The 26,888-nt window shown below is 71.4% G+C and carries 26 protein-coding genes; 17 read left to right on the plus strand and 9 right to left on the minus strand.

Going from position 1 to position 26,888, the window contains the following annotated elements:
* The first annotated feature begins 26 nt into the window (after nucleotides 1-26).
* Genes Q5762_RS15060 through Q5762_RS15070 form a run of 3 tightly spaced genes read left to right on the plus strand, consistent with a single transcriptional unit; the run spans nucleotide 27 to nucleotide 2,545 of the window.
* Nucleotides 27-1,232 carry a sensor histidine kinase gene (locus Q5762_RS15060; protein ID WP_315892578.1) on the plus strand — a complete coding sequence of 402 codons (1,206 nt, stop codon included), beginning with the start codon at nucleotides 27-29 and terminating at the stop codon, nucleotides 1,230-1,232.
* A gap of 18 nt (nucleotides 1,233-1,250) precedes the next feature.
* Nucleotides 1,251-1,925 carry a response regulator transcription factor gene (locus tag Q5762_RS15065; protein WP_315892579.1) on the plus strand — a complete coding sequence of 225 codons (675 nt, stop codon included), beginning with the start codon at nucleotides 1,251-1,253 and terminating at the stop codon, nucleotides 1,923-1,925.
* A gap of 8 nt (nucleotides 1,926-1,933) precedes the next feature.
* A complete protein-coding gene (locus Q5762_RS15070; RefSeq protein WP_315892580.1) occupies nucleotides 1,934-2,545 on the plus strand; it encodes an AAA family ATPase in 612 nt (203 codons plus the stop codon).
* Nucleotides 2,546-2,569: 24 nt separating this feature from the next.
* Here Q5762_RS15070 and Q5762_RS15075 read toward each other — a convergent pair whose 3' ends face one another.
* Nucleotides 2,570-3,658 (minus strand): DUF5937 family protein, encoded by a 1,089-nt coding sequence (locus Q5762_RS15075; RefSeq protein ID WP_315892581.1) that lies wholly within the window; start codon nucleotides 3,656-3,658, stop codon nucleotides 2,570-2,572.
* A gap of 100 nt (nucleotides 3,659-3,758) precedes the next feature.
* Between Q5762_RS15075 and Q5762_RS15080 the strand changes: the two genes are divergently transcribed.
* Nucleotides 3,759-3,965, plus strand: coding sequence for a hypothetical protein (locus Q5762_RS15080; RefSeq protein ID WP_315892582.1), 207 nt, complete (start codon nucleotides 3,759-3,761; stop codon nucleotides 3,963-3,965).
* Here the strand turns inward: Q5762_RS15080 and Q5762_RS15085 are convergent.
* Complete coding sequence (locus Q5762_RS15085; protein ID WP_399495168.1) at nucleotides 3,962-5,164, minus strand: threonine aldolase family protein; 1,203 nt, start codon at nucleotides 5,162-5,164, stop codon at nucleotides 3,962-3,964. The two genes, Q5762_RS15080 and Q5762_RS15085, sit on opposite strands and share 4 nt — an antisense overlap.
* A 148-nt stretch (nucleotides 5,165-5,312) precedes the next feature.
* Between Q5762_RS15085 and Q5762_RS15090 the strand changes: the two genes are divergently transcribed.
* From Q5762_RS15090 to Q5762_RS15135, 10 genes are all read left to right on the plus strand, one after another.
* Nucleotides 5,313-6,239: a DUF2520 domain-containing protein gene (locus Q5762_RS15090; protein WP_315892583.1), complete on the plus strand. Its 927-nt coding sequence runs from the start codon at nucleotides 5,313-5,315 to the stop codon at nucleotides 6,237-6,239.
* The gene (gene panC / locus Q5762_RS15095; RefSeq protein ID WP_315892584.1) at nucleotides 6,236-7,294 is read left to right on the plus strand and encodes a pantoate--beta-alanine ligase; all 1,059 of its coding nucleotides are present in this window, start codon (nucleotides 6,236-6,238) and stop codon (nucleotides 7,292-7,294) included. Before Q5762_RS15090 ends, panC begins: the two co-directional genes overlap by 4 nt.
* Nucleotides 7,291-9,009: an L-aspartate oxidase gene (locus Q5762_RS15100; protein WP_315892585.1), complete on the plus strand. Its 1,719-nt coding sequence runs from the start codon at nucleotides 7,291-7,293 to the stop codon at nucleotides 9,007-9,009. The genes panC and Q5762_RS15100 overlap by 4 nt, the downstream gene beginning before the upstream one ends.
* Nucleotides 9,006-10,028: a carboxylating nicotinate-nucleotide diphosphorylase gene (gene nadC / locus Q5762_RS15105; RefSeq protein ID WP_315892586.1), complete on the plus strand. Its 1,023-nt coding sequence runs from the start codon at nucleotides 9,006-9,008 to the stop codon at nucleotides 10,026-10,028. The genes Q5762_RS15100 and nadC overlap by 4 nt, the downstream gene beginning before the upstream one ends.
* On the plus strand, nucleotides 10,028-10,834 hold the full coding sequence (locus Q5762_RS15110) for a type III pantothenate kinase (protein ID WP_315892587.1): 807 nt from the start codon (nucleotides 10,028-10,030) through the stop codon (nucleotides 10,832-10,834). The genes nadC and Q5762_RS15110 overlap by 1 nt, the downstream gene beginning before the upstream one ends.
* Nucleotides 10,835-10,956: 122 nt before the next feature.
* Nucleotides 10,957-11,646: a hypothetical protein gene (locus Q5762_RS15115; protein ID WP_315892631.1), complete on the plus strand. Its 690-nt coding sequence runs from the start codon at nucleotides 10,957-10,959 to the stop codon at nucleotides 11,644-11,646.
* Nucleotides 11,647-11,660: 14 nt separating this feature from the next.
* Complete coding sequence (locus tag Q5762_RS15120; RefSeq protein ID WP_315892588.1) at nucleotides 11,661-11,837, plus strand: hypothetical protein; 177 nt, start codon at nucleotides 11,661-11,663, stop codon at nucleotides 11,835-11,837.
* 118 nt (nucleotides 11,838-11,955) lie between these two features.
* Nucleotides 11,956-12,438 (plus strand): BlaI/MecI/CopY family transcriptional regulator, encoded by a 483-nt coding sequence (locus Q5762_RS15125; protein ID WP_315892589.1) that lies wholly within the window; start codon nucleotides 11,956-11,958, stop codon nucleotides 12,436-12,438.
* A 9-nt stretch (nucleotides 12,439-12,447) separates the two neighbouring features.
* Entirely contained in the window at nucleotides 12,448-12,975 is a 528-nt protein-coding gene (locus tag Q5762_RS15130) for an amino-acid N-acetyltransferase (protein ID WP_315892590.1), read from the plus strand.
* 170 nt (nucleotides 12,976-13,145) lie between these two features.
* Entirely contained in the window at nucleotides 13,146-13,481 is a 336-nt protein-coding gene (locus Q5762_RS15135) for an Lsr2 family protein (protein WP_315892591.1), read from the plus strand.
* On the opposite strand, the gene Q5762_RS15140 is transcribed toward Q5762_RS15135, so the two are convergent.
* Complete coding sequence (locus tag Q5762_RS15140; RefSeq protein WP_315892592.1) at nucleotides 13,460-14,041, minus strand: SCO3374 family protein; 582 nt, start codon at nucleotides 14,039-14,041, stop codon at nucleotides 13,460-13,462. The two genes, Q5762_RS15135 and Q5762_RS15140, sit on opposite strands and share 22 nt — an antisense overlap.
* 462 nt (nucleotides 14,042-14,503) lie before the next feature.
* On the opposite strand from Q5762_RS15140, the gene Q5762_RS15145 reads away from it, so the two are divergent.
* Nucleotides 14,504-17,029, plus strand: coding sequence for an ATP-dependent Clp protease ATP-binding subunit (locus Q5762_RS15145; RefSeq protein ID WP_315892593.1), 2,526 nt, complete (start codon nucleotides 14,504-14,506; stop codon nucleotides 17,027-17,029).
* A gap of 62 nt (nucleotides 17,030-17,091) precedes the next feature.
* Here Q5762_RS15145 and Q5762_RS15150 read toward each other — a convergent pair whose 3' ends face one another.
* Nucleotides 17,092-19,491 (minus strand): NACHT domain-containing protein, encoded by a 2,400-nt coding sequence (locus tag Q5762_RS15150; protein WP_399495165.1) that lies wholly within the window; start codon nucleotides 19,489-19,491, stop codon nucleotides 17,092-17,094.
* 489 nt (nucleotides 19,492-19,980) lie between these two features.
* Here Q5762_RS15150 and Q5762_RS15155 point away from each other — a divergent pair, with 489 nt between their 5' ends.
* Nucleotides 19,981-20,706 (plus strand): M23 family metallopeptidase, encoded by a 726-nt coding sequence (locus Q5762_RS15155; RefSeq protein ID WP_315892594.1) that lies wholly within the window; start codon nucleotides 19,981-19,983, stop codon nucleotides 20,704-20,706.
* Between the two features lie 21 nt (nucleotides 20,707-20,727).
* Here Q5762_RS15155 and Q5762_RS15160 read toward each other — a convergent pair whose 3' ends face one another.
* Entirely contained in the window at nucleotides 20,728-21,285 is a 558-nt protein-coding gene (locus tag Q5762_RS15160) for a helix-turn-helix domain-containing protein (RefSeq protein WP_315892595.1), read from the minus strand.
* A 123-nt stretch (nucleotides 21,286-21,408) separates the two neighbouring features.
* On the opposite strand from Q5762_RS15160, the gene Q5762_RS15165 reads away from it, so the two are divergent.
* Nucleotides 21,409-22,983: an MDR family MFS transporter gene (locus Q5762_RS15165; RefSeq protein WP_315892596.1), complete on the plus strand. Its 1,575-nt coding sequence runs from the start codon at nucleotides 21,409-21,411 to the stop codon at nucleotides 22,981-22,983.
* A 93-nt stretch (nucleotides 22,984-23,076) separates the two neighbouring features.
* On the opposite strand, the gene cseC is transcribed toward Q5762_RS15165, so the two are convergent.
* From cseC to Q5762_RS15185, 4 genes are read right to left on the minus strand one after another with little or no spacing between them, the layout of a single operon-like run.
* A complete protein-coding gene (gene cseC / locus Q5762_RS15170; RefSeq protein WP_315892597.1) occupies nucleotides 23,077-24,393 on the minus strand; it encodes a two-component system sensor histidine kinase CseC in 1,317 nt (438 codons plus the stop codon).
* Nucleotides 24,394-24,449: 56 nt separating this feature from the next.
* Entirely contained in the window at nucleotides 24,450-25,154 is a 705-nt protein-coding gene (gene cseB / locus Q5762_RS15175; RefSeq protein ID WP_315892598.1) for a two-component system response regulator CseB, read from the minus strand.
* 29 nt (nucleotides 25,155-25,183) lie between these two features.
* Entirely contained in the window at nucleotides 25,184-25,942 is a 759-nt protein-coding gene (locus Q5762_RS15180) for a hypothetical protein (RefSeq protein WP_399495166.1), read from the minus strand.
* Nucleotides 25,930-26,493, minus strand: a complete 564-nt coding sequence (locus Q5762_RS15185) for a SigE family RNA polymerase sigma factor (protein WP_158988241.1) — start codon at nucleotides 26,491-26,493, stop codon at nucleotides 25,930-25,932. The genes Q5762_RS15180 and Q5762_RS15185 overlap by 13 nt, the downstream gene beginning before the upstream one ends.
* Nucleotides 26,494-26,888: the final 395 nt, after the last annotated feature.

Consider the following 26,888-nt stretch of genomic DNA (forward strand, 5'->3'; position numbering starts at 1 on the left):
TATCCGCTTTCCCTACGCTGGGTTACGTGCAGCGCCTCTACGACTTCATCCGCAGACACCCGACGGGCGTCGACAGCTTCTGGGCCGTCGTCCTCTTCGGGCTCTCCCTGCTGTGGGTGGGCTCGTCCTACCCGGCGGTCGACAACGCCGCCGCGTACGGCGTCCTCGGCGCGCTGTTCAGCCTGGTCGTCGCCCTGCGCAGACGCGCGCCCGAGAAGATGCTCGTGCTGACGGTCGTCCTGGGCGTCGCCCAGCTCGCCTTCGGGCTGCTGCCGTTCTTCGCCGACTTCGCGATGCTGGTGATCATCTACACGGTCGCCGCGCACGACGGCCCCCGCTGGGCCTCCCGCCTCGCCCTGGCCGGCGGCCTCAGCGCGGCGACGCTCGCCCAGCTGCGCTGGCCGGAGCAGGAGGAGATCAACTCCACGATCGCCCGCGTCTTCTTCACGATCATCATGACCGTGCCGTTCGCCCTCGCCTGGGTGCTCGGCGACTCCCTGCGCACCCGCCGGGCCTACTTCGCGCAGCTGGAGGAGCGGGCCTCGCGCCTGGAGCAGGAGCGCGAGGCGCAGGCCAAGGTCGCGGTCGCCGCCGAGCGCGCCCGGATCGCCCGCGAGCTGCACGACGTCGTCGCGCACAACGTGTCGGTGATGGTCGTCCAGGCCGACGGCGCCGCCTACGTCCTGGACGCCTCGCCCGACCAGGCCAAGCAGGCCCTGGAGACCATCTCCTCGACGGGCCGGCAGGCGCTCGCCGAGATGCGCCGGCTGCTCGGCATCCTGCGCACCGGCGAGCACAAGGAGGTGGGGGAGTACGTTCCGCAGCCGGACGTCGAGCAGATCGAGGACCTGGTCGAGCAGGTCAGGAGCGCCGGTCTGACCGTGGACTTCCGGATCGAAGGCACCCCGCGTCCGCTGCCGAGCGGCGTCGAGCTCACCGCGTACCGGATCGTGCAGGAAGCCCTCACCAACACCCGTAAGCACGGCGGTCCGGACGTCGGCGCCAGCGTCCGTCTGGTCTACTTCGACGACGGTCTCGGGCTGCTCGTCGAGGACGACGGTCGCGGTGCGACCCACGAGATGTACGAGGACGGGGGCGCCGACGGCCGGGGCCACGGCCTGATCGGCATGCGGGAGCGGGTCGGCATGGTCGGCGGCACCCTGGACGCGGGCCCGCGCCCCGGGGGCGGCTTCCGGATCAGCGCCCTGCTCCCCCTCAAGCCCGCCCACTGACGACCCCTAAGGATCTTCATGTCCATCCGCGTGATGCTCGTCGACGACCAGGTGCTGCTGCGCACCGGCTTCCGCATGGTGCTCGCCGCCCAGCCGGACATGGAGGTCGTGGCGGAGGCGGGCGACGGCGTGGAGGCGCTGGAGGTGCTGCGGTCGACGGCCGTGGACGTGGTGCTGATGGACGTCCGGATGCCCAAGCTGGACGGGGTCGAGACGACCCGGCGGATCTGCTCGGAGCCCGACGCGCCCCGCGTCCTGATCCTGACCACCTTCGACCTGGACGAGTACGCCTTCTCCGGGCTCAAGGCGGGCGCGAGCGGCTTCATGCTGAAGGACGTGCCGCCGGCCGAGCTGCTCGCGGCGATCCGTTCGGTGCACAGCGGGGACGCGGTGGTCGCCCCGTCGACGACCCGCCGCCTCCTGGACCGGTTCTCGCCGATGCTGCCGTCGTCGGGGAAGGAGCCGCAGCACAAGGAGGTGGAGCGGCTCACCGACCGGGAGCGCGAGGTGATGCTCCTGGTCGCCCAGGGCCTGTCGAACGGCGAGATCGCCGCCCGGCTCGTGCTGTCGGAGGCCACGGTGAAGACCCACGTCGGCCGCATCCTGACCAAGCTGGAGCTGCGCGACCGCGTGCAGGTGGTCGTGCTCGCGTACGAGACGGGCCTGGTCCGGGCGGGCGGCGGGGCGGGCTGATCCCGGCCGTGCTGCTGTGGATCAACGGCCCGTTCGGGGGCGGGAAGACACAGACGGCGTACGAGATCCGGCGGCGGCTGCCGGGCAGCGTCGTCTGCGACCCGGAGCACATCGGCTTCGGTCTGCACCGCACGCTGCCGCCCTCCCTGAGGGGCGACTTCCAGGACCTGGGGGCCTGGCGGCAGGGCGTGTACGAAGTGCTGGACCTGGCACTGAGGCGGTACGAGGACGGTCCGGTCGTCGTCCCGATGACGCTCGTGGAACCGGCGTACTTCGAGGAGACCGTCGGCCGGCTGCGCGAGGCGCATGGCGCTGACCGGGTGCACCACGTCGCGCTGCTCGCGGAGCGGGAGACGGTCCTGAAGCGGCTGACCGAGCGGGGGCTCGGGCGCGGTCTGAAGCGGGAGAGCTTCGCGGTGGAGAAGTTGGACCTGTGCCTGGAGCGCTTGGAGGGGCCGGAGTTCGCGCACCACCTCCGTACGGACCGGCTGACGGTCCCGCAGGTCGCGGACGAGGTGGCGCGGACGGCGGGGCTGCGGCTCGCACCGAACTCGGACGGTCCGCTGCGGCATCGGCTGCGCCGGGCCCGGGTGGGTCTCTCCCACCTCAGGTTCGACTGAGCCGCTCGGCACGGTTCGGCCGCGCTAGCGCAGGACCGCCTCCAGGAAGTCGCTGCCCAGGCGGGCGACGACGGTCACGTCCAGCTGGTGCATGACGTACCGGCCGCGGCGCTGGGTGGTGAGCAGCCCGGCCTTCCTCAGGACGGCGAGGTGCCGGGAGACCTCCGGCGCGGTGATGCCGTACGCGTCGGCCAGTTCGCTCGTCGTGTACGAGGCGCGGGCGAGGTTACGACACATCCGCAACCGCATCGGGTGCGCGACGGCCTCCAGACGGAGCTTGACCGTCTCCACGGGCGCGGTGCCGGCGAGTTCGCCGGTGGAGACGGGGTACTGCACCACCGGCCGCCAGCCCGGCGCGTGCAGGGCGAAGAGGTGCGGCCGGCCGAAGGCGGTCGGCAGGAACGTGACCCCCGAGCCCTGGGCGGTCGTACGGCCGTGGACCAGCTTGTCGACGACGAGCCGGGTGCCGTGGGCGTCCTCCTCCACGCTCATGGCGGGGGAGACGGCCGTGACGGCCTCGGCGAGGCCCTTGTGGCGCAGCAGCTCGGTCTTGTGCCGGGCGTCGGCCGCGAGCTGCACGCGGACCCGGCCCCAGGTGTCGGCGAAGAACGCGTCGTCGCAGTCCTCCATGAGGCGGCGGATCCACGCGCGCGTGCCGGGCGGATCGGCCAGCATCCGCTCCACGAACGCCGCCTGTCGCGGACCGCGCGCGGCGGCCAGGTCGAGGATGCGGCGGCGGGCCGCCGGGTCGACGAGCGGGGACGGCAGGCCTTCGCCGTACTGGCTGTTGCACGAGATTTCCAGCGCCGCGCCGACGAACTTCTCGTCGTCCATCCGGTCGAGGTCGTCGAGCTCCTCGGCGAGCGTCCCGCGCGGCTCGGCGGGCAGCAGGAAGTCGGACCGGGTGGAGCGCCACATGAAGTCGGCCTCGTGCAGCCGGTCGGCCAGCTCGGGCTTGAGACCGGCGGCGGTGGTCGTGGCCCAGGCGTGCAGGCCGGAGTGGTGCGCGGGCTCGGCGAGCGCGTGCAGCGCGGCGCCGAGCTCGGCCAGCGGGGAGGGGCCGAAGACGATCCGCTCGTGCGGCAGCCCGGTGATGTCGATGGTCACGCTCACGCCCCTATGGTGCGGGACGCCGGGCGGGTGCTGTCGCGCCGTTTGACGCGGCCCGTCAATCGGCGCGACCGCGGCCTCCGGGCGGAGCCAGGGTGAGGGCATGAACGCGATGCACCAGTACCTCTTCGACACCTACCGCGCCGCGCAGCACGGCGAGCGGATGCCGCCGCTGCCCGGCACCCACGACGTCGCGACCGTCCGTGCCCTCCGCGACCGCCGCCGCTTCCGCGCGGTCCTCGCCGGCCGGCCGGCCCGGGGCCGGCTGCGGACGGCTCTGAGCCGCTGGGCCCGCCCGAAGGCCTGCTAGGCCTGCTGGGCCTGGGGCAGCAGCGCCAGGAAGTTCCGTACCGCCTCCCGTACGTCCGACTCCGTCCACGCGAGCCCCGGCTCGCCCACCGTCACCTCGGTCATCGCGAGCCCCGGCGGACCGGCCGCGCCCGCGCCGCGCCAGCGGCGGAAGAGGACCGTGTCCGTCGACCCCGTGAGCGCCAGGGAGGCCTTCGTCAGGGCGTCGGGGGCGTACGGGAGCCAGACCTGGAACTGGTGGGTGTGCGGCGGCTCCGGGTGGACGCGGAACCACGGCACACCCGCCTCCTCGAAGGCGGCCCGCAGCCATCCGGCCACCACGCGCGCGTGCGCCACGTACGAGGGCAGGCGCGGCAGCTCCCGCTCCAGACCGCGCAGGGCGGAGACGGCCGCCGGGTACTGCTGGAAGACCTGGCCCCCGTACCTGTGCCGCCAGACCCTGGCCTCCTCCATCACGTCCTCCGGGCCGGCCAGCGCCGCGCCCGAGAGGCCGCCCAGGGACTTGTAGAAGGACACGTACACGCTGTCCGCGAGCCCCGCGATCTCCCGCAGCCCGCGACCGAAGTGCGGGGCGCACTCCCACAGCCGCGCGCCGTCGAGGTGCACCACCGCATCCCGTTCCCGCGCCGCCGCCACGACCTTCACCAGCTCGTCCCAGGTCGGCAGCACGTAACCGGCGTCCCGGAGCGGCAGCTCCAGCATCAGCGTCCCGAACGGCTCCGTGTGGCCCCGTACCTCCTCCGCCGTCGGCAGCCTGGGCTCGTCCGTCGGATGGACGGTCCGCAGCCCGCTCACCGACCCCAGCGCGCCGCCCTCGTGGACCTCGGGGTGCGAGAGCGGGTGGAGGGCGACGACCGGGCTCCCGGTCCGCCCGGCCCAGCAGCGCAGCGCCACCTGCTGGGCCATCGTCCCGGTGGGGAAGAACACCGCCGAGGGCAGCCCGAGTTCCTCGGCGACCCGCCGCTCCAGCTCTTCGACGAGTCCGTCGCCGTACGCGTCGAGGGGGCCGCCGTCGTCCTCCGCGTCCGTCGCCCAGGCGGCCAGCTCCCGCAGGCGGCTCCCGACCGTGCCCTCGACCGGCGAATGCGCCAGCGTGCGCCCCGCACCGCCCCACACCGTCGCCTGGTGGCGCCGCGCTTCGGCCGTGTCCATGTCGCCGTCCATGTCCCCGTCCATCGGCTCGTCCGACCGGCCGCTCATGCCTTCGTCCACGTCTTCGTCCATGGGCCGATCATCACACCGCCGCCCACACCCTGTGGACAGTCACGGAGGAGGACGAAACGCTGGCGTAGCATGACCAGAAATCGTCCGGTACCCCCCGCGGACTGGAACGGAAGGCCGTTGCCGCGTGAACCATCCAGCTGACTCCCGAGCAGAACCCCGAGCGGAGGACCGACCCGCGCGACTCACCGTCGGAGTCGTCGGAGCGGGCCGGGTGGGCCCCGCCCTCGCCGCCGCGCTCCAGCTCGCGGGACACCGCCCCGTCGCCGTCTCCGCGGTCTCCGACGCGTCCGTCCGGCGCGCCGCCGACCTGCTCCCCGACGTGCCGGTCGTGCCGCCCGCCGAGGTGCTCGCCCGGGCCGAGCTGGTCCTGCTGACCGTTCCCGACGACGCCCTGCCGGGCCTGGTCGAGGGGCTCGCCGAGACCGGTGCCGTACGGCCGGGACAGCTGCTCGTGCACACCTCCGGGCGGTACGGAGTGCGGGTCCTGGACCCCGCGCGCCGGGCCGGCGCCCTGCCGCTCGCCCTGCACCCCGCCATGACGTTCACCGGCACGTCGGTCGACGTGCAGCGGCTCGCCGGCTGCTCCTTCGGGGTGACCGCGCCCGTGGAGCTGCGGCTGGCCGCCGAGGCCCTGGTCATCGAGATGGGCGGCGAGCCCGAGTGGATCGCCGAGGAGTCCCGCCCGCTCTACCACGCGGCCCTCGCCCTCGGCGCGAACCACCTGGTCACGCTGGTCGCCCAGGCCATGGACCTGCTCCGGGCGGCCGGGGTCGCCGCCCCCGACCGGATGCTCGGCCCGCTCCTGGGCGCCGCCCTGGACAACGCCCTGCGGTCCGGCGACGGGGCGCTCACCGGCCCGGTCGCGCGCGGGGACGCCGGTACGGTCGCCGCTCATGTCGCGGAGCTGCGCAAGCACGCGCCCGGCACCGTCGCCGGGTATCTGGCGATGGCCCGCGCGACCGCCGACCGGGCGCTCGCGCACGGCCTGCTCAAGCCCGAGCTCGCCGAGGACCTGCTGGGTGTGCTCGCCGACGGGGAGACCGCCCGATGACATCGACGACCTTCGCCCTGGTCCGTACGGCGGACGAACTCCACGCACTCCGCCGTACGGTGACGGACACCCCTGAGGTGGCCGGAAAGCGCCGCACCGCCGTTGTCATGACCATGGGCGCCCTGCACGAGGGCCACGCCACCCTCGTCCGTACGGCCCGTGAATACGTCGGACCCGACGGGTTCGTCGTCGTCACCGTCTTCGTCAACCCGCTGCAGTTCGGCGCGGGTGAGGACCTCGACCGCTATCCCCGGACCCTCGACGCCGACCTCAGGACGGCCGAGGACGCCGGCGCGGACGCCGTCTTCGCGCCCTCCGTCGACGAGGTGTACCCCGGCGGGGAGCCACAGGTCCGGATCAGCGCGGGCCCCATGGGCGAGCGCCTCGAAGGCGCCTCCCGGCCCGGCCACTTCGACGGGATGCTCACCGTCGTCGCGAAGCTGCTCCACCTCACCGCCCCCGACCTGGCCTTCTTCGGCCAGAAGGACGCCCAGCAGCTGGCCCTGATCCGCCGGATGGTCCGCGACCTGAACTTCCCGGCGGAGATCGTCGGCGTGCCGACCGTCCGCGAGGCCGACGGCCTGGCCCTGTCCAGCCGTAACCGCTTCCTCTCCGACGGCGAGCGCCGCACAGCCCTCGCCCTCTCCCGCGCCCTGTTCGCCGCGAGCGACCGGCTCTCGGCCCAGCACGCGCTACGCGCGCGTGCCGCCTCCCTGCCCGGCGCCCAGAACCGGGCCGAGAACCGCGCGGAGGCGCTCTCCCGGCTCGGCGAGGCCCGGGCCGCGGCAGACGCCCACGCGGTCGCCCAGGCCTCCGAGGGCGGCGGCGCCGGAGCCGTACGGGCCGCGGCCCGCGCCGTCCTCGACGAGGCGGCGAAGGCCGAGCCCCCGCTCACCCTCGACTACGTCGCCCTGGTCGACCCCGCCGACTTCACCGAGGTCGCCGACGGCCACGACGGCGAGGCGCTCCTCGCCGTCGCCGCGCGCGTGGGCAGCACGCGGCTGATCGACAACGTCCCGTTGATGTTCGGATCCACCATCGGAGCCACCAAGTGACCGGAATACGGCTGCACGCGCCCGAGCCGGGCTGGTCCATCGACGCCGACGTCGTCGTGGTCGGCTCCGGAGTCGCCGGGCTGACCGCGGCCCTGCGCTGCACCGCCGCCGGGCTGCGTACGGTCGTCGTCACCAAGGCCCGCCTGGACGCCGGCTCCACCCGCTGGGCGCAGGGCGGCATCGCCGCCGCGCTCGGCGAGGGCGACACCCCCGAGCAGCACCTGGACGACACCCTCGTCGCGGGCGCCGGGCTCTGCGACGCCGAGGCCGTCCGGCTGCTCGTCACCGAGGGCCCCGACGCCGTCCGGCGGCTGATCGCCACCGGCGCCGACTTCGACAAGACCGCCGACGGCGAGATCGCCCTGACCCGCGAGGGCGGCCACCACCGCCGCCGGATCGCCCACGCCGGCGGCGACGCGACCGGCGCCGAGATTTCCCGCGCCCTGGTCGAGGCGATACGGGACCGGGGCGTGCGCACCATCGAGCACGCGCTCGTCCTGGACCTCCTGAAGGACGCGGAGGGCCGCACCGCGGGTGTCACCCTGCACGTCATGGGCGAGGGCGAGGAGGACGGCGTGGGAGCCGTCCACGCCCCCGCCGTGGTCCTCGCCACTGGCGGCATGGGCCAGGTCTTCTCGGCCACCACGAACCCGGCGGTCTCCACCGGCGATGGCGTCGCGCTCGCCCTGCGCGCCGGAGCCGAGGTCTCCGACCTGGAATTCGTCCAGTTCCACCCGACGGTGCTCTTCCTCGGCGCCGGGTCCGAGGGCCAGCAGCCGCTGGTCTCCGAGGCGGTACGGGGCGAGGGCGCCCACCTCGTCGACGCCGACGGGGTCCGGTTCATGCTCGGGCAGCACGAGCTGGCCGAGCTCGCCCCCCGCGACATCGTCGCCAAGGCGATCACGAGCCGGATGCAGGAGCAGGACGCCCTGCACATGTACCTGGACGCGCGGCACTTCGGCGCCCAGATGTGGGCCACGCGCTTCCCCACGATCCTGGCCGCCTGCCGCGCCCACGGCATCGACCCGGTCACCGAGCCCATCCCGGTCGCCCCAGCGGCCCACTACGCCTCCGGCGGAGTGCGCACGGACCTGACCGGCCGGACGACCGTCGCGGGCCTCTACGCGTGCGGTGAGGTGGCCTGTACGGGGGTCCACGGAGCCAACCGGCTCGCGTCGAACTCACTCCTGGAGGGCCTGGTCTTCGCCGAGCGGATCACCGACCGGATCGTCGCCGACCTCACCGGGGACGGGAACCGCGAGGCGCGGCCGCCGGTCACGTCGCCCCACGCGCGCGTGATGCCGGTGCTCGCGCCCAAGGTGCGCGCCGACATCCAGCGGACCATGAGCGCGGACGCGGGCGTACTGCGCTCCGAGGAGAGCCTCCAGCGGGCGTCCGGATCCCTGCGTGCTCTCGCCCTGGACGCCGTCATGAACCACCTCGCCGACTCCGTCGAGCCCTGCACCGAGGCCTGGGAGACGGCCAACCTCCTGGAGGTCTCCGAGGCCCTGGTGACGGCCGCCCTCGCCCGCGAGGAGACCCGGGGCTGCCACTGGCGCGAGGACCGGCCCGACCGGGACGACGACCGGTGGCGCCGCCATCTGATCGTGAGCCGCGCCCCCGACGGCGAACTGGCGGTCCGTCCCACCGCCACCGCAGACTTTCCGCCCGTAACCGTCGATGTCGCCGACGCATCCAAGGAGCCGCAGCCGTGAGCACGCCCGAAGAAGCACGTCCGCAGCCCGTGGACGTCCCCCTCATCCAGATCAGCGCCCCTTCCGAGGACACCGGCGGCTGCGGTGACGGCTGCGGCTGCGCCGACGAGGTCTACGAGAGCGGCCTCGACCCGGCGCTCGCGCAGCTGCTCGCCGACGCCGGCCTCGACCCGGTCCAGGTCGAGGACATCGCCCACCTGGCCATCGAGGAGGACCTCGACGGCGGCGTGGACGTGACGACCGTCGCGACCGTCCCCGAGGACGCGATCGCCACCGCCGACTTCACCGCCCGCGAGGCGGGCGTGGTCTCCGGCCTGCGGATCGCCGAGGCCGTGCTGTCCATCGTCTGCACCGACACCTTCGAGGTCGAGCGGCACGTCGAGGACGGCGACCGGGTCGAGGCCGGCCAGAAGCTCCTGAGCGTCACCACCCGCACCCGCGACCTGCTCACCGGCGAGCGCAGCGCGCTGAACATCATGTGCCGCCTCTCCGGTATCGCCACCGCCACGCGCGCGTGGGCGGACGTCCTGGAGGGCACCGGGGCCAAGGTGCGCGACACCCGCAAGACCACGCCGGGGCTGCGCGCCCTGGAGAAGTACGCGGTGCGCTGCGGCGGCGGCGTCAACCACCGCATGTCGCTCTCGGACGCGGCGCTGGTCAAGGACAACCACGTGGTGGCCGCCGGTGGCGTCGCGCAGGCCTTCAAGGCCGTACGGGAGCAGTTCCCGGACGTGCCGATCGAGGTCGAGGTCGACACGCTGCACCAGGTCCGCGAGGTCCTGGACGCGGGCGCGGATCTGATCCTGCTCGACAACTTCACCCCGCTGGAGACCGAGGAGGCCGTCGCCCTGGTCGCCGGCAGCGCGATCCTGGAGTCCTCCGGCCGCCTCACCCTGGAGAACGCGGCGGCGTACGCGGCGACGGGCGTGGACTACCTCGCGGTGGGCGGGCTCACGCACTCCTCCCCGATCCTCGACATCGGCCTCGACCTGCGCGACGCCTCCGAGGCGGCGGTCTGATGCTGCTCACCATCGACGTCGGCAACACGCAGACCGTCCTCGGCCTCTTCGACGGCGAGGAGATCGTCGAGCACTGGCGCATCTCCACGGACCCGCGCCGCACCGCCGACGAGCTGGCGGTCCTGCTCCAGGGCCTGATGGGCATGCACCCGCTGCTGGGGGTGGAGCTCGGTGACGGCATCGGCGGCATCGCGATCTGCTCGACCGTCCCGTCGGTGCTGCACGAGCTGCGCGAGGTGACGCGGCGGTACTACGGCGACGTCCCGGCGGTCCTGGTGGAGCCCGGCATCAAGACGGGCGTCCCCGTCCTGACGGACAACCCCAAGGAGGTCGGCGCGGACCGCATCGTCAACTCGGCGGCGGCGGTCGAGCTCTACGGGGGCCCGGCGATCGTGGTCGACTTCGGCACGGCTACGACGTACGACGCGGTCACGGCGCGCGGCGAGTACGCGGGCGGGGCGATCGCGCCGGGCATCGAGATCTCGGTGGACGCGCTGGGCGTCAAGGGTGCGATGCTCCGCAAGATCGAGCTGGCCCGTCCGCGCAGCGTGATCGGCAAGAACACGGTGGAGGCGATGCAGTCGGGCATCGTCTACGGGTACGCGGGCCAGGTCGACGGCGTGGTGTCCCGGATGAAGCGCGAACTCGTCGGCCCGGACGGCGACCCGTCCGATGTCACGGTCATCGCGACAGGCGGCCTGGCCCCGATGGTCCTCGCCGACTCCACGGAGATCGACGAGCACGAGCCCTGGCTGACGCTGATCGGCCTGCGCCTGGTGTACGAACGCAACGTCGCGCGCATGTAGGGCGGGGGCGGCGCCCGTGCGGGAGACAGAGCGCCGCCACACCGAGCTGATCGGTAAACGAAATTTGTCCGATTAGCACGTATCGTCACCCCATGCCCACGCCATACGGATCCCGGGGCGGCATGGCGTTCAGCGCGGACGAGCTGCGTGTGCTCCGACGCGCCCTTGCCACCGCCCTCAACCCCGCCCCCCTTCAGGACGAGGACGTCCAGGACTGTCTGCGCCTCGCCGAATCCGTGGACGACACCGTCCGCGAGGCCGGTCGGCTCCGTGCGTTCCTCCTCGCCGACCTGGCCCTGTACCGCGAGGCCCTGCCCGGCTCGCTCACCGGCTATCTGGAGCTCCTCCAGGACGCCCTCGGCGCGGGTTACGACCCAGGGGTCGACGACCTCGCCGCCCTGCGCGCCCTCCGGGCCAACCCCCGGGCCGCCGGCCTCCTGGCACGCTGCCAGGTCCTCGCCGAACGCTCCGTGCGCGCCCGCCTCGCCCGCGTCTCCCAGGCGGCGGCGCCCACGCCCGTACCGCCCGTTCCGGCGCCGGCCTTCCCCGCGCCGGCCTCCCCCGTCTCCGCCTTCCCCGCGCCGGCCTCCCCCGTCTCCGCCTTCCCCGCGCCGGCCTTCCGTGCACCCCCGGCACCCCGCGCCCGGCTGCTGCTCGCCCTCCCCGGCGGCCGCGCCGCCGACGAGCCCAAGCCGTCCACCCCGAAGCCGCCCGCCCCCACCAAGCGCCCGGCGCCCAAGCCCTCCGAGGTGTTCCCGCCGCGCCGACGCCCCGTACCCCCGCCCCCGCCCGAGGAGCGCGCCGCCGGATAGCTACTCTGGACGCCATGGACTACGTATCCGCTCTCCTGCCCCCCGTCGTGATGGCCGTGTTCTTCAGCATGCTCGTCGTCACGATCGTGAAGAGTCAGGGCGGCCCCAACAAGGCCAAGGAGGACGCGGCCGTGGACGCCGCCCTCGCCCGCGCCGAGGCCACCCGCCAGGCGGACGGCGCGGCTTCCTAGTCCGCCCGGCCCCACCCGCGTCGAAGGACGTACGACCGCTTTCAGGTCGTACGTCCTTTTTGTTGCGTTTCCTCCGTCAATAGTCTGCCATTCCCGCTTCGCGGACTATGGTGGCGGTGTGCCCCGCCAATTGGGAGAGCTCGAAGACGCCGTCATGACACGCGTCTGGCAATGGAACCGGCCGGTGACCGTCCGGGAAGTCCTGGAGGATCTCCAGCAGGAACGGTCCATCGCCTACACCACCGTCATGACGGTAATGGACAATCTCCACCAGAAGGGCTGGGTGCGCAGGGAAGTCGACGGGCGCGCCTATCGATATACCGCGGTCTCCACGCGCGCCGCCTACTCGGCCGCACTCATGAACGAAGCCTGGGCCCAGAGCGACAACCCCGCGGCCGCCCTCGTCGCGTTCTTCGGCATGATGTCGAGCGAGCAGCGCGACGCCCTCAACGACGCGATCCGCGTCGTCGGCTACAACGCGCCGGAACCCCCCGCCCCACCTGCGGCGGAAGCCGGCGGAAGCACGTCTCCAGCGGCCACCGGGGGCACCGACGGGCCCGCCGGAGAGGGTGCCGGAGCCCCCGGCGACACCGGGCGATAACGTCCCCCCATGCCGTCGTCCTCCACCGCTTCAAAAGCCGTCACCGTTCGTCGCGCCCGCACCGGTGATGTCGCCGCCGTGCGCCGCCTTGTCGACCCGTACGTCCGCCGGGGGATCCTGCTCGACAAAGCGCCCGTGACGCTTTACGAGGACATCCAGGAGTTCTGGGTCGCCGAACGCGACGAGGACGCCGTCGTGGTCGGCTGCGGCGCACTCCATGTGATGTGGGAAGACCTCGCCGAAGTGCGTACTCTCGCCGTCGATCCCGAGTTCAAGGGCGCGGGTGTCGGACATCACGTGCTCGACAAGTTGCTGCACACCGCCCGTTGGCTCGGGGTGCGCCGGGTATTCTGCCTGACCTTCGAAGTCGACTTCTTCGCGAAGCGCGGCTTCGTGGAGATCGGTGAGACTCCGGTCGACGGAGATGTGTACAGCGAGCTCCTGCGTTCCTATGACGAGGGTGTCGCCGAGTTCCTCGGTCTCGAACGAGTGAAGCCGAACACCTTGGGCAACAGCCGGATGCTTCTGCACCTGTGATCGTAACGATCGCTCTGATACCCACACCGGAACCCACTCGGAACCTCTATGTCCGAATCGCGCACGTTTCCCGCACCGGCGGGCTTCTGAACCTCTCCCAGGGGTTTGTGTTTTTCCGGGAAAAGCGGTTTCCTTTCCGCGTAACTGCATTTTCGATGAAAGGAAATCCGGTGGCACAGAAGGTTCAGGTCCTTCTTGTCGACGACCTCGACGGCGTCGAGGCGGACGAGACCGTGACGTTCGCGCTGGACGGCAAGACCTACGAGATCGACCTCACCACCGCCAACGCGGAGAAGCTCCGTGGTCTGCTCGAGCCGTACACCAAGAGTGGTCGGCGCACCGGTGGCCGCACCGCCGGTACGCGGGGCAAGGGCCGGGTCGCCCCCGGTGCCGGCCCGGACACCGCGAAGATCCGCGCGTGGGCCAAGGAGAACGGCTACAACGTGAACGACCGGGGCCGCGTCCCGGCGGAGATCAAGTCGGCCTACGAGGACGCGAACCGCTGACGAGTCGGCTGCTGAGCAGTCAGCAGCCGGGCCCGATGGCACTCCGCCGCGGCGGTGGCCACGAGCCGTACGAGACAGGGGGCGGCCTCTTCGGCCCGCGCCGCGGCCCGCAGGGCCGGCAGCGAGGACTCCACCTCGCGGCCCGGCTCGGGGGCACGCAGCCACACCGCGGCGCCCGGCCCGCCGGAACCGCTCCATCCTGGGGGAACGGGAGCGGTCATCCGGCCGCCGGCGCCCCGCGCGGTGAGGTCGAGGGCGATACCGCCCCATTCCAGCCAATCCAGCAGTCCCGGCAGCTCCTCCGCGCTTCCCGCGGCCACCAGGAGCAGCATCCGCCGCCCCGCCAGGGCCACCGGCCCGGTGGCGCCCGCGCCCGTCCTGCGCAGCACCGCGCGACCGGCCGCGGCGGGCAGCTCCAGGACGTCGAACCGGAGCCCCGTCACCAGGCCCACCGGCGGGCCGGCCACGGTCGCCCAGCCGAGCCCCTCCTCGTACCACCGCGCCGTACCGCCGTCGAGCGGCGAGCGGGGCGGCGGCACGCGCCGCGCGGTGGAGGACATGTCCGGCGAACGCCCCCGAGGGCCCCTTGGTTACGCCGTCGCTGACCCTCCGTGCTTGATCCACTGCGCACCGTGTCCGTGATGGGGGCGTACGGGTGCATTCGGCAGCGCAAGGATGTTCGCCCGTAGCGGAGGGAACCGGGGTGTGCCGCATGGAGTGTCAGTGCCGGCGGGTAAGACATTCCTAGTGAGGAGGGACGACTCGCCGGGTTTTGCGTCTCACGTTCGCCATCGGCGTACTGGCAGCGCGGGTAACTGCTTGGCCTGCGGGAACATCGTCTCGCACCATCGAGTTGGAGCATTTGTCGGCTGTTCGGCAGCAGGTCTCCCCACGGACAAGGGGGTGATCCGGACGGATGTCGGCAGTTGGAATGAGCGGTCCCCGCTTGCGGGACTAAGCTGCGGAAGGACAGGGAGGGGATCGACCCCTAACTGACTGACCGCTCTGAGGAGCGATTAACGATGTTCGAGAGGTTCACCGACCGCGCGCGGCGGGTTGTCGTCCTGGCTCAGGAAGAAGCCCGGATGCTCAACCACAACTACATCGGCACCGAGCACATCCTCCTGGGCCTTATCCACGAGGGTGAGGGTGTCGCCGCTAAGGCCCTGGAGAGCCTCGGGATTTCGCTCGAGGCGGTCCGCCAGCAGGTTGAGGAGATCATCGGGCAGGGGCAGCAGGCCCCGTCCGGCCACATCCCCTTCACCCCGCGTGCCAAGAAGGTCCTGGAGCTGTCGCTCCGCGAGGCCCTCCAGCTCGGCCACAACTACATCGGCACGGAGCACATCCTGCTCGGCCTGATCCGCGAGGGCGAGGGCGTCGCCGCCCAGGTCCTCGTGAAGCTGGGCGCCGATCTCAACCGGGTGCGGCAGCAGGTCATCCAGCTGCTCTCCGGCTACCAGGGCAAGGAAGCCGCCACGGCCGGCGGTCCTGCCGAGGGCACCCCCTCGACGTCCCTGGTCCTCGACCAGTTCGGCCGCAACCTCACCCAGGCGGCCCGCGAATCCAAGCTCGACCCGGTCATCGGGCGCGAGAAGGAGATCGAGCGGGTCATGCAGGTGCTGTCCCGCCGTACGAAGAACAACCCGGTTCTCATCGGCGAGCCCGGCGTCGGCAAGACCGCCGTCGTCGAGGGCCTGGCGCAGGCCATCGTCAAGGGCGAGGTGCCCGAGACCCTCAAGGACAAGCACCTCTACACCCTGGACCTCGGCGCGCTGGTCGCCGGCTCCCGCTACCGCGGTGACTTCGAGGAGCGCCTGAAGAAGGTCCTCAAGGAGATCCGTACCCGCGGCGACATCATCCTGTTCATCGACGAGCTCCACACCCTGGTGGGTGCGGGTGCCGCCGAGGGCGCGATCGACGCCGCCAGCATCCTCAAGCCGATGCTGGCCCGCGGTGAGCTCCAGACCATCGGTGCGACCACGCTGGACGAGTACCGGAAGTACCTGGAGAAGGACGCGGCCCTCGAGCGCCGCTTCCAGCCCATCCAGGTCGCCGAGCCGTCGCTGCCGCACACGATCGAGATCCTCAAGGGTCTGCGCGACCGCTACGAGGCCCACCACCGGGTCTCCATCACGGACGAGGCCCTCGTCCAGGCCGCGACCCTGGCCGACCGGTACATCTCGGACCGCTTCCTGCCGGACAAGGCGATCGACCTGATCGACGAGGCCGGCTCCCGGATGCGCATCCGCCGGATGACCGCGCCGCCGGACCTCCGCGAGTTCGACGAGAAGATCGCCGGCGTCCGCCGGGACAAGGAGTCCGCGATCGACTCCCAGGACTTCGAGAAGGCGGCGTCTCTCCGCGACAAGGAGAAGCAGCTGCTGGCGGCGAAGGCCAAGCGGGAGAAGGAGTGGAAGGCCGGCGACATGGACGTCGTCGCCGAGGTCGACGGCGAGCTGATCGCCGAGGTCCTCGCGACCGCCACCGGCATCCCGGTCTTCAAGCTGACCGAGGAGGAGTCCTCCCGCCTGCTCCGCATGGAGGACGAGCTCCACAAGCGCGTCATCGGCCAGAAGGACGCCGTCATCGGCCTCTCGCGGGCGATCCGTCGTACGCGAGCCGGTCTGAAGGACCCGAAGCGTCCCGGTGGCTCGTTCATCTTCGCCGGCCCGTCCGGTGTCGGTAAGACCGAGCTGTCCAAGGCGCTCGCCGAATTCCTCTTCGGCGACGAGGACGCGATGATCTCCCTCGACATGTCGGAGTTCAGCGAGAAGCACACGGTTTCCCGGCTCTTTGGTTCCCCGCCCGGATACGTGGGCTACGAAGAGGGCGGCCAGCTCACCGAGAAGGTGCGCCGCAAGCCGTTCTCCGTCGTCCTCTTCGACGAGGTCGAGAAGGCCCACCCCGATATCTTCAATTCCCTTCTCCAGATCCTGGAGGACGGTCGCCTGACCGACTCCCAGGGCCGGGTCGTGGACTTCAAGAACACGGTCATCATCATGACGACCAACCTCGGGACCCGGGACATCTCGAAGGGCTTCAACCTGGGCTTTGCCGCCCAGGGCGACACGAAGTCCAACTACGAGCGGATGAAGGCGAAGGTCAGCGACGAGCTGAAGCAGCACTTCCGCCCGGAGTTCCTGAACCGTGTGGACGACGTCATCGTCTTCCCGCAGCTCACCGAGTCCGACATCCTCAAGATCGTCGACCTGATGATCGGCCGGGTGGACGAGCGCCTCAAGGACCGGGACATGGGCATCGAGCTCTCCCAGGCCGCGAAGGAGCTGCTCGCCAAGAAGGGTTACGACCCCGTCATGGGCGCCCGGCCGCTGCGCCGGACGATCCAGCGCGAGGTCGAGGACTCGCTCTCCGAGAAGATCCTCTTCGGCGAGCTGCGCCCCGGTCACATCGTGGTCGTGGACGTCGAGGGCGAGGGTGAGGAGAAGAAGTTCACCTTCCGCGGCGAGGAGAAGTCGGCCCTGCCGGACGTCCCGCCGATCGAGCAGGCCACGGGCGGAGCGGGCCCGAACCTCTCGAAGGACGCGTAAGCGTTCAGGATCGCGTGACAGGGGCGGCCCCGGACTCGGAAGAGTCCGGGGCCGCCCCTTTTTCATGTGCGGAGTTCGACGGTGGGGGAGAGGTGCTCGGTGCCGGTGAATCGGGCGCCGCCGGCGTACACGTAGTTGAGCCGCTGCAGCGAGGCCAGCGGCGAGAGGTCGTGGGCCTGAGGGTCGGGGAAGCCCCAGAGGAGCAGATGTTCCAGCTCGGGGAAGGCCCGGCCGATCACTGCGAGGGGCGCGGAGGCGCGTTGGCAGTCCACGTGCAGCGTCTTCACCGGCAGCCGCACTGAGCGCGGCATGTCCCACATCGCCACGTCGGACATGGAAAGCACCGTGAGCATGCCGAGACTCGTCAGCACCCGCCAGTCCTCCGGGGTCAACGCGGGGACACTGCCGAGGGTGAGCTCCCTGAGGCCGGTCAGGTGGCGGAGAACCCCGAAGCCTCCTTCGGGGTAGTCGACCAGGGTGAGCAACTCCAGCTCGTTGTCGACGGGGAGCGACTCCAGGACCCGGACGAGGGACCCCCGCGTCTGCAGGCTCTTGGCGCTGCCGATTGTTTCGCTCAGCACCCAGCGGTCCACCAGGGCCTTCGCCGCCAGGTAGTCCTGGAAGGTGCGGTGCACGAAGTCGACCGTCTCCTCGGTCGGTTCGCGCAGGAGACCGCTGCGGTGGAGAAGGTGCGTGAAGACCGCTCCCGGGTCGTATCCGGCCGCCTCGGTGATGGCCGGCACCGCCTCCCGTACGACCGACTCCGCGTGTGAACGGTCCATCGTCGTGCGGCCGTTGAGGGTCAGCCAGTACGCGATCCGCTGGATCAGCTGGATCTGCGGGGCCTCGCCCAGCTCGATCCCGTACGGCGTGGCCATGTCCCGCTCGCGGTCCCGGCGGGTGAGGAGCATCGAAAGGGCCGCGTCGTACAGCGCCTTCCTACCGCGCGGCAGAAAACCCCGGCGGTTGCGGTGCAGGGCGCAGATCAGTCCGCACATCAGCGGGTTGGTGGCGAGCTGGGCGACCTCGGAGGTGGTGCGCAGGGCGTCCAGGAGGGGCTGCTCGTACGGTGCTGCCTCCGGCCCCGCCGCCCGGTGCCAGCGGCGGACGAAGGTGGCTACCTCGGCGGTGGACATCGGGGCGAGGGTGAGCTCGGTGAAGCCGTCGGAGGCCAGCCAGTCGTCGCGTACGGCGGTGGGGCGGGAGGTCACGAGCCAGCGGTTGCCGCCGTAGGAGTCGAGGAGGTCGCGCAGCCAGCGGCGGGCGCGCTCCCGCTCGGCCTCGGGGATCTCGTCGATGCCGTCGATCAGGACCAGGCCGCGCCCGGCGGCGAGGACCCGGTCGGCCCAGCCCTCGGGCGGGGAGAGCGGGCAGCCGACGGCGGCGAGGAAACGGTCGGGGGCGGGCAGCCGCTCGCCGTGCCGGGTGAGGGTGCGGAGGGGCAGGACGAACGGGATCCGGTTACGGAGGTACGCCATGTCGTCGGCCAGGTCCGCGCGCGTGGCGGAGACGGCCAGCCACTGGACGAGCGTCGTCTTCCCGGAGCCGGCGAGCCCGCGCAGCAGCACTTTGTCCTCCTGGGCGAGGGCTTGGTCGGCGCGGCCGCCCGCGTAGGTGAGGGCGTGGTGCGCCTCGTTCCTTTGACGCAGGAGTGCGCCTTCTTCCGGGGAGCCCGGGTCCATCAGCACGCACGCGTTCTCGATCTCGGCCAGCAGCGCCCAGCCCTTCGCCGCCATCAGGTCGGAGAACGTCCCCGTCGCCTCCAGCGACAGGTAGGCCACGTCCAGCGGCCACTTCTCCGGCGAGTCCCGCAGGTCCACCCCGTAGATCGTCAGGCTGCCGTGCTTCTTCGCCACGTACGCGAGGTAGCGCCGCTCGAACGCCGCGTCCCGCGCGTCCAGCCGGGGCGTACGGCGGATGACCTCGTCCACCTTGGCCGTCAGCTCCGCCTGGCCCCGGGTCTGCTCCACCAGCGACCGGGCCACGAACGTCGACCGCTGGGTGAAGAACTCCAGGATCTGTACGCAGGCCCACTCCGTGAGCGAGTCGAGGAAGAGGACGGAGTCCGTCGACAGGCCGTCCGGGGCCGGGGCCGCCGTGCGCAGGGCGCGGGCCAGGGACGGGGCGCCGAGGCTGACCGCCTGGACGTCGTCCATGTCGAGGTCGCCGAGGGCGAGCAGGGTCGTGGCCAGCGCATCCGTCAGCGCCTCGGTCTCGTCGGCGGGGAACGGGGGCTCGCCCGGGCCCGCCACCGAGCGCTCGACCAGCGTCGCGGCGAGCCTGCGGACGTCCTTCGCCGTGAGCGTGCGCTTCTCGCCGCGGAAGGAGACGAGCCCCGAGAGCCGGACGGGCTTGCGCGCACCGGTCAGGCCGGCCCCCGGAGCGCCTCTGACCAGGAGTTTTCGTACCAGTGGGCCCATCGCCGTCGAAGCGAGTCGCAGGCCGATGAGTGCTGGATCCACGTGCGTCCCCCGAAGCAGCCGTGCTCGCTGACCAATCGTCGTCAGCGTAGTCGTGGACGGCGTTCGACAGGCCTTGGTTGCGTGACCCAGGTCCCATTGCCGCACCGCCCGCCGTGACAAGGCGCACAGGCGTTTCGAGGGGTACTAACCGGAATAGTGCTGCCGTTTGGTGTTCTTTCGGGACGTTCAGGGCGCTCGCGCCGGGACTTTGGCCCCGAAGGGACCCGAACCGTGCCGGAAGTGGCCTGTAGGTCCGTTTCGGGCGGCTCCACGTGCGGATAAACCGCTTCTCTTGGGTCGGTTTGTCCGATTTCGTGGATGGGGGTCCGGGGTCGTCAAGAGTTGAACACCCCTGCCCACCACTACGACGCAATGTCGTAGATGGGGGGTTTTACGCCGGATGGGGGTCCGGGTTACCAAGGATGAGCAACAGCCCGCCCGGCGCACCGCTCGCGTCGGGTCCCGTTCTGTCCGGAGGTTTTCCCCCGTATGTCGAAGCGCGTTATGAACCCCGCCGCCCGAGTCGCCGCCGTCGCTCTCGCCACCGCGGGTCTGGGAGTGTCGCTGGTGGCCGGAGCAGGGTCCGCCTTCGCCGCCGAGGGCAAGGCCACCATCGCGACTGCCGCGACCGGTGCGTCCGCTGCCGTCGCCGCGCAGGCCGATGCCCAGGCCCACGCCGCCACTGCGAAGCTCGCGGCCGCCCAGAAGGCCGCCGCCGCGAAGAAGGCGGCCGCCGCGAAGAAGGCGGCCGTCGCCAAGACCGTCAAGGTCAAGGCCGCTGCGGTCGCCGCCAAGAAGGCCCCCTCCTGGGTCAAGCCGGTCGGTGGCTACACCCTGACCGCCAGCTACAACCAGGGCGGCGCCATGTGGGCCAACAAGCACTCCGGCCAGGACTTCGCCGTCCCGCAGGGCACTCCGGTCAAGGCCGTAGGCGCCGGCACCGTCGTGAAGGCCGGGACGAACGTCGACGGCGCGGCTTACGGAGTCGCCGTCGTCGTCAAGCACGCCAACGGCAAGTACTCGCAGTACGCGCACCTGTCGAAGGCGCAGGTCACCGTCGGCCAGAAGATCGCGGCCGGCCAGAGGATCGCCCTGTCCGGCAACACCGGCAACTCCTCCGGCCCGCACCTGCACCTGGAGATCCGTAAGACTCCGAACTACGGGTCCTCGCTCAACCCGGCCGCGTTCCTGCGCTCCGTCGGCGTCAGCATCTGACCGTAGACGCGTAAAAAAAGCCTACGGCGCGTGATGCGCCTGGCTCAGCAGATCGAGGGCGACCTCGAGGACGGCTTCGTGCTTCTCCTCGGTGTCGCCCTCGACGTTCTGCATGAAGAACGTGCCCGCGTGCAGCGTGAAGATCGCGCTGACGCACCGCACCCGGTCGGCCATCGCGAAGTCCTGCTCCTGCACCAGGCCCGTCAGCTCGATCATGCGCTCCTTGAACGTGAGCCCGATGCTCAGCTCACGCACCGTGGCCTGGTTCTCCTGCATGAAGCGGAAGAGCGGGGCCGCGTCGAGCAGCGCCCGCTGGTAACGGCGCAGGACCTCCCGGCGGGTCTCCAGCGTGCGCGGCTGTGTCCGCGCCCACTCGATCAGCTCGTCCATGGGGCGGGTGAGGTCCTGGAAGAGCCCGATGAGGATGTCTTCCTTGGTCTTGAAGTGGTAGTACAGCGCGGCCTTCGTGACGTCGAGCCGCTCGGCGATCTCACGCAGTGAGGTCTTCTCGTACCCCTGCTCGGCGAAGAGTTCGAGAGCCACGTCCTGGATGCGCTGGCGGGTGTTGCCTCTGGCCATGGTCTGCTCGCTCCCACACACTCTTACTTACTTGACGCCCGGCTAGTTACACGTCTACCTTCCCAGTGTAGTAACTAGCCGGTCGGCAAGTAAGCACCCAGGCGGGTGCCGGGAGCAGGGGACATGACGACGACACCCGAACCGAAGACGGCCGAGGGGGCGGAGCAGCAGCCGCGCAGCGTCCGCGTCGTCCTCCTCGCCCTGATGATCGCGATGCTGCTCGCGATGCTCGACAACATGATCATCGGCACCGCGATGCCGACCATCGTCGGCGAGCTCGGCGGCCTGGCGCACCTCTCCTGGGTGGTCACGGCCTACACCCTCGCCACCGCCGCCTCCACCCCGATCTGGGGCAAGCTCGGCGACATGTTCGGCCGCAAGGGCGTCTTCCTCACCTCGATCGTGATCTTCCTGATCGGTTCGGTGCTCAGCGGCATGGCCCAGGACATGGGCCAGCTCATCGGCTTCCGCGCCGTCCAGGGCCTGGGCGCCGGCGGTCTGATGGTCGGCGTCATGGCGATCATCGGCGACCTGATACCGCCCCGTGAGCGCGGCAAGTACCAGGGCATGATGGCCGGCGTGATGGCCCTCGCCATGATCGGCGGACCGCTGGTCGGCGGCACCATCACCGACCACTGGGGCTGGCGCTGGTCGTTCTACATCAACGTGCCGCTCGGCATCGTCGCCCTCGCGATGGTCTCCGCCGTGCTCCACCTGCCGAAGAAGGAGCGCGACCGCTCCACCCGGATCGACTTCCTCGGCGCCGGGCTGCTGACCGTCGGCATCACCGCGATCGTCCTGGTCACCACCTGGGGCGGTACGGAGTACGCCTGGGGCTCCGCGACCATCGTCGGCCTCTCGGTCACCGGTGTCCTCGCACTCGCCGCCTTCCTCTGGGCCGAGACCCGCGCCGCCGACCCGGTCGTCCCGCTGCACATCTTCCGCAGCCGCAACTTCACCCTCATGTCGGTGATCGGCTTCCTCACCGGCTTCGTGATGTTCGGCGCCGTGCTCTTCCTGCCGCTCTTCCAGCAGTCCGTGCAGGGCGCCTCGGCCACCAACTCCGGTCTGCTGCTCCTGCCGATGCTGCTCGCGATGATGGTCGTCTCGCTGGTCTCCGGCCGGATCACCACCAACAGCGGCAAGTACAAGATTTTCCCGATCATCGGTACGGCGCTGATGGTGGTCGGTCTGTTCCTGCTCGCGCAGATGGACACCGGCACCTCCCGCCTCACCTCCGGGATCTACATGGCGGTGCTCGGCGCCGGCATGGGCTTCCTGATGCAGATCACGATGCTCGTCGCGCAGAACAGCGTCGAGATGAAGGACATGGGCGTCGCCTCCTCCTCGACCACCCTCTTCCGTACGCTCGGCTCCTCCTTCGGCGTCGCGATCATGGGCGCGCTCTTCACCAGCCGCGTCCAGGACGAGATGGCGGCGAGCGGCGGCTCCGCGCTGACCCAGCAGTCCGCCCAGCTCGACGCGGCCTCCCTGGCGAAGCTGCCGGAGGAGCTGCGTGAGGCGTACCAGCACGCGGTGGCCGCCGGCACGCACTCCGCCTTCCTGGTGGGCGCGGCGATCGCGGTCGTCGGCTTCGTCCTCGCCTTCCTGGTCAAGGAGGTCGCCCTGCGCGGCGCCGGACCGGAGAAGAAGCCGGAGGCGGACGGCGCGGAGGCGAAGGTCGCCGAGGCGGTCTGACTCCGACCTGCCTGTACGCGAGAGGGCCCCGGCGCACGCACTGTGCCGGGGCCCTCGCGTATGTACGTACGTAGGTCAGTCCACGTACGTAGGTCAGTCCGCGAACTTGATCATCGGGAAGCTGCCCGTGTTCGTCGGCGCGTGGTCCGGCAGCCAGAGCACCGCGATCGCGCCGCCCGCCCCCTCCGGAGTGCCCTCGGGAGCGGCGTTACGGAACGTGAGCCGCGCCCCGAGAACCCGGGCCTGCCCCGCCGCGATCGTCAGGCCGAGCCCGTGCCCCTGCCCCGCGCGGTCGCTCGCGCCGGTACGGAACCGGCTCGGGCCCTCGCGGAGCAGCGCCTCGGGGAAGCCGGGGCCGTGGTCCCTGACCCGTACCACCCGGCCCTCGACCGTGACCTCGACCGGCGGCTTGCCGTGCTTGGCCGCGTTCGCGAGCAGGTTGCCGAGGATCCGCTCCAGGCGCCGCGGGTCGGTGCTCACCCAGGACTCATGCACCACGTGCAGGATCACGTCCGGGTCGAGCGCCCGCACCCGCCGCTCCACGAACTCCCCGAGCGCGATCTCCTGCAGCTCGGCCCGCTCGGAGGCGCTGTCGAGCCGGGCGACCTCCAGAACGTCCTCGACCAGCGTCCGCATGGCCTGCGCCCGGTCCCGTACGAGTTCGGTGGGGCGCCCCGGCGGCAGCAGCTCGGCCGCCGTGAGCAGCCCGGTCACCGGGGTGCGCAGCTCGTGCGCGATGTCGGCGGTGACCCGGCGCTCGGCCTCGATCCGCTCCTGCAGGGCATCGGTCAGCGCGTCCACCGCGCGGGCCAGCTCGTCGGTCTCGTCGCGGACGACTCCGCCGATCGCGTCCCGTACCCGTACCTCCGTGTTGCCCTGCGCGACCCGGCCGGCCGCCGCCGCGGCCTTGCGCAGCCTGCGCGAGAGCTGGCCGCCGATGAGCACACCGAGCGCGCAGCCGCCGAAGACGACGGAGACGGACCCGATGATCAGGGCCCGGTCCAGGTCCTTCATGATCGTCGCGCTGCGGTCGGCGAACGGTATGTGCAGGGACAGCACGTCGCCGTTGGCCAGCGGCACGGCCGCCCAGACGTCGGGCGGGCCGCCGTGGCTGTGCTCCTGGACGTACGTGCCGCGCCGCTTGTCGCGCATCAGCTGGTCGAGCTGGGGCGGCAGCATCGGGTCGTTGATCTTGGTGCCGAAGCGGGGCTCCTTCGGCTTGGAGCTCTCGTACATCCGCTGCGCGAAGAGGAGCCGCTCCATCTGCACCTCGCGCGCGTTGTCGAGCATCGAGACCCGGGCGGAGTTGTGCACGACAAGGCTCAGCGTGACCGCGATCAGGGCGCCCACGGCCGCGATGGCGACGGCGATCTTCCAGCGGACGCCGGTACGGAGGGTGGGCGGCTTCACCTACGGACCTGCTTCTCGGGCTTCTCGGGCTTGTCAGGCATCGGGATCAAGGGTGCTCATCCCTTGAGCTTGTAGCCGAAGCCGCGGACGGTCTCGATCCGGTCCTGGCCGATCTTGGTACGCAGCCGCTGCACGTGGACGTCCACCACCCGGGTGTCGCCGCCCCAGCCGTAGTCCCAGACCCGCTCCAGGAGCTTGTCCCGGGACAGGACCGTGCCCGGCGCGGACGAGAACTCCAGCAGCAGCCGCATCTCGGTCGGGGTCAGCCCCACCGGCTCGCCGCCCCTGCGGACCTCCATGCCCTCGGTGTCGACCTCCAGGTCCCCGAAGACGAGCAGTGGGCCCTGGAGCGACTCGCCCTGCCCCTGCTCGCCGGCCGCCGGACCGCCGGCGTGGCCGAAGCGGCGAAGGACGGCCCGGATCCGGGCCACCAGCACGGACCCGTCGAAGGGCTTGGTCACGTAGTCGTCGGCGCCGGCCTCCAGACCGAGGACGACGTCGATGGAGTCGGCGCGCGCGGACAGCATGATCACGGGCACGGTCGACTCGTCACGGATACGGCGGCACAGACTCACGCCGTCCATCCCCGGCAGCATCACGTCGAGCAGCGCGATGTCCGGCCGGTCCGCCCGGAACGCCTCAAGGCCCGACAGACCGTCGGGCATGGCGGTCACCACGAAACCGTCCCGCTCCAGCGCGAGCTGGGTGGCCTCGCGGATGACGTCGTCGTCCTCGACGAACAGCACATGGGTCTCGGCCATGACGCGCCCTCTCACTTCACCGTTCCTGTTCAGCTGCCGCTCGGTTCGGCCGTCGCGGGGCCGTCGACGCCACCGTCGCCGACCGCGCGGCTGTAGTCGTTGCGCACCCAGTCGTGCTGGGAGAACTTGTTCCCCGCCCAGCGGTACGTGATCACGTCCTCGCCCGACGGGTAGGCCACCGGGTCGCCCTTCGCGTAGACCTGCTTCGTCACGACCAGGTCGCCCCGGTCGATCGTGGCGTACACGGCCGCGTCCTCGGCCATGAAGACGTTCTTGTACCCGTCGCCGTCCTCGCGGTACACGTATGTGCCGATACCGACGGCGTCACCGCAGGTCATCACGTTGACGACGACATCGGGCGAGGGCCCGCCGGTCAGGTTCCCGTACGAGGTGTCCACCGGGTACGCGTCCGCGACGCAGGGCTTCAGATCCGCCTTCAGCCGCTCCCCGATCTTCGGGTCGGCCTTGATCAGCGCGATCGGGTCGACCCGCTTCGCGGGCGGCCGGCTCGCGTAGGCGGAGCCGGAGGCCTTCGGGGAGGCCGGGGCGGTCGAGGCCACCCCGTCGGCGCGGGCCGCACCCTCGTCGCGGGAGCCCGTACCGCCGGTGGAGCAGGCGGACAGGAACAGCCCGATGGCGGCGAGCACGGCCACCGCCGTGATGCTCGCCGCCTGGAGGGTCCGGGGGGTCCGGCGGCGCGGGCCGCCGGACCCGTGGCCGCCGTCGTGGACCTTGTCGTTCTGGACGTTGTCGTCGTGGACGTCGTGTCTGGCGCCTAGGCCGCGCACCGGTCCTGCCCCCGTTCGTCACGTCGTACGGTCGAGCGCTCCAGAGCACGGGCGTCCTCGACGCCACGGCTCTCCAGTTCCTGCCGCAGTCGGGCCAGGGCGCGGTGGAGCGTGGACTTCACCGTACCCGTCGACATGCCGAGCGCGGCCGCCGTCTCCTCCGTACTCATCTGTTCCCAGTGGCGCAGGACGACGACACTGCGCTGCTTCGGGGCGAGCACCTTGAGGATGTCCATGAGCAGCGCGCGGTCGGCGTGCTGCTCGGTGGCGTCGTCGACGGACGCGTCGGGCAGCTGCTCGGTGGGGACCTCGTCGAGCTTGCGGGCGCGCCACCACTCGGTGCGGGTGTTGATCATCACCCGGCGGAGGTAGGCGTCGGCGAGCGACTTGTCGGCGATGCCGTCCCAGCGGCCGTACGTGCGGACGAGGGCGGTCTGGAGAAGGTCCTGTGCGTCGACGGGGTCGGGCACGAGACGGCGGGCACTGCGCAGCAGCGCGTCCTGCCGAGTCCGTACGTACTCCTCGAAGTCGAGCACCTCGCCGTGCGACATACCGACCGCCTCCATCCCCGTGACCAGCTCGTTTGCTTGACGTCGATGACGCTACGGAGCTGTTGTCACGAGGCTGTCCGCCCCAGCCCTCGACGGACGCACGGCTGCCCATCGGTTGTGTAACAGGGGGGAGAAGTGGGTAAGGGGAGGGGTCTGTTCTGGGGCAACGGCCGCCCCGCTAGAGCGGGGCAACGGCCCCGCTAGAGCGCTACCCACCCACCCCGGCCCACTCCCCGTGTGGGCGGTGGTCCCGCCTCCCCACCCCCCCGTGTGGGCAATCGTCCCGCTGGGGCGATGGGGGTCCCCCCTGCTCGAGCGAAGCCGAGAGCTTGGGGGAGGGTGGGCACACGGGGACGGCGCCCATGCGGGCGCGCTCCGCTCATGGGCCCGACCCG

This window comes from Streptomyces sp. P9(2023), assembly GCF_032436795.1.
Lineage (GTDB): Bacteria > Actinomycetota > Actinomycetes > Streptomycetales > Streptomycetaceae > Streptomyces.

Coding starts and splice junctions, on each gene's coding strand:
- Q5762_RS15065 (WP_315892579.1), top strand. CDS start 1,251: ATGTCCATCCGCGTGATGCTCGTCGACGACCAGGTGCTGCTGCGCACC.
- Q5762_RS15080 (WP_315892582.1), top strand. CDS start 3,759: ATGAACGCGATGCACCAGTACCTCTTCGACACCTACCGCGCCGCGCAG.
- Q5762_RS15085 (WP_399495168.1), bottom strand. CDS start 5,164: ATGAGCGGCCGGTCGGACGAGCCGATGGACGGGGACATGGACGGCGAC.
- panC (WP_315892584.1), top strand. CDS start 6,236: ATGACATCGACGACCTTCGCCCTGGTCCGTACGGCGGACGAACTCCAC.
- Q5762_RS15110 (WP_315892587.1), top strand. CDS start 10,028: ATGCTGCTCACCATCGACGTCGGCAACACGCAGACCGTCCTCGGCCTC.
- Q5762_RS15115 (WP_315892631.1), top strand. CDS start 10,957: ATGGCGTTCAGCGCGGACGAGCTGCGTGTGCTCCGACGCGCCCTTGCC.
- Q5762_RS15120 (WP_315892588.1), top strand. CDS start 11,661: ATGGACTACGTATCCGCTCTCCTGCCCCCCGTCGTGATGGCCGTGTTC.
- Q5762_RS15130 (WP_315892590.1), top strand. CDS start 12,448: ATGCCGTCGTCCTCCACCGCTTCAAAAGCCGTCACCGTTCGTCGCGCC.
- Q5762_RS15140 (WP_315892592.1), bottom strand. CDS start 14,041: ATGTCCTCCACCGCGCGGCGCGTGCCGCCGCCCCGCTCGCCGCTCGAC.
- Q5762_RS15145 (WP_315892593.1), top strand. CDS start 14,504: ATGTTCGAGAGGTTCACCGACCGCGCGCGGCGGGTTGTCGTCCTGGCT.
- Q5762_RS15155 (WP_315892594.1), top strand. CDS start 19,981: ATGTCGAAGCGCGTTATGAACCCCGCCGCCCGAGTCGCCGCCGTCGCT.
- Q5762_RS15160 (WP_315892595.1), bottom strand. CDS start 21,285: ATGGCCAGAGGCAACACCCGCCAGCGCATCCAGGACGTGGCTCTCGAA.
- Q5762_RS15165 (WP_315892596.1), top strand. CDS start 21,409: ATGACGACGACACCCGAACCGAAGACGGCCGAGGGGGCGGAGCAGCAG.
- cseB (WP_315892598.1), bottom strand. CDS start 25,154: ATGGCCGAGACCCATGTGCTGTTCGTCGAGGACGACGACGTCATCCGC.
- Q5762_RS15185 (WP_158988241.1), bottom strand. CDS start 26,493: ATGTCGCACGGCGAGGTGCTCGACTTCGAGGAGTACGTACGGACTCGG.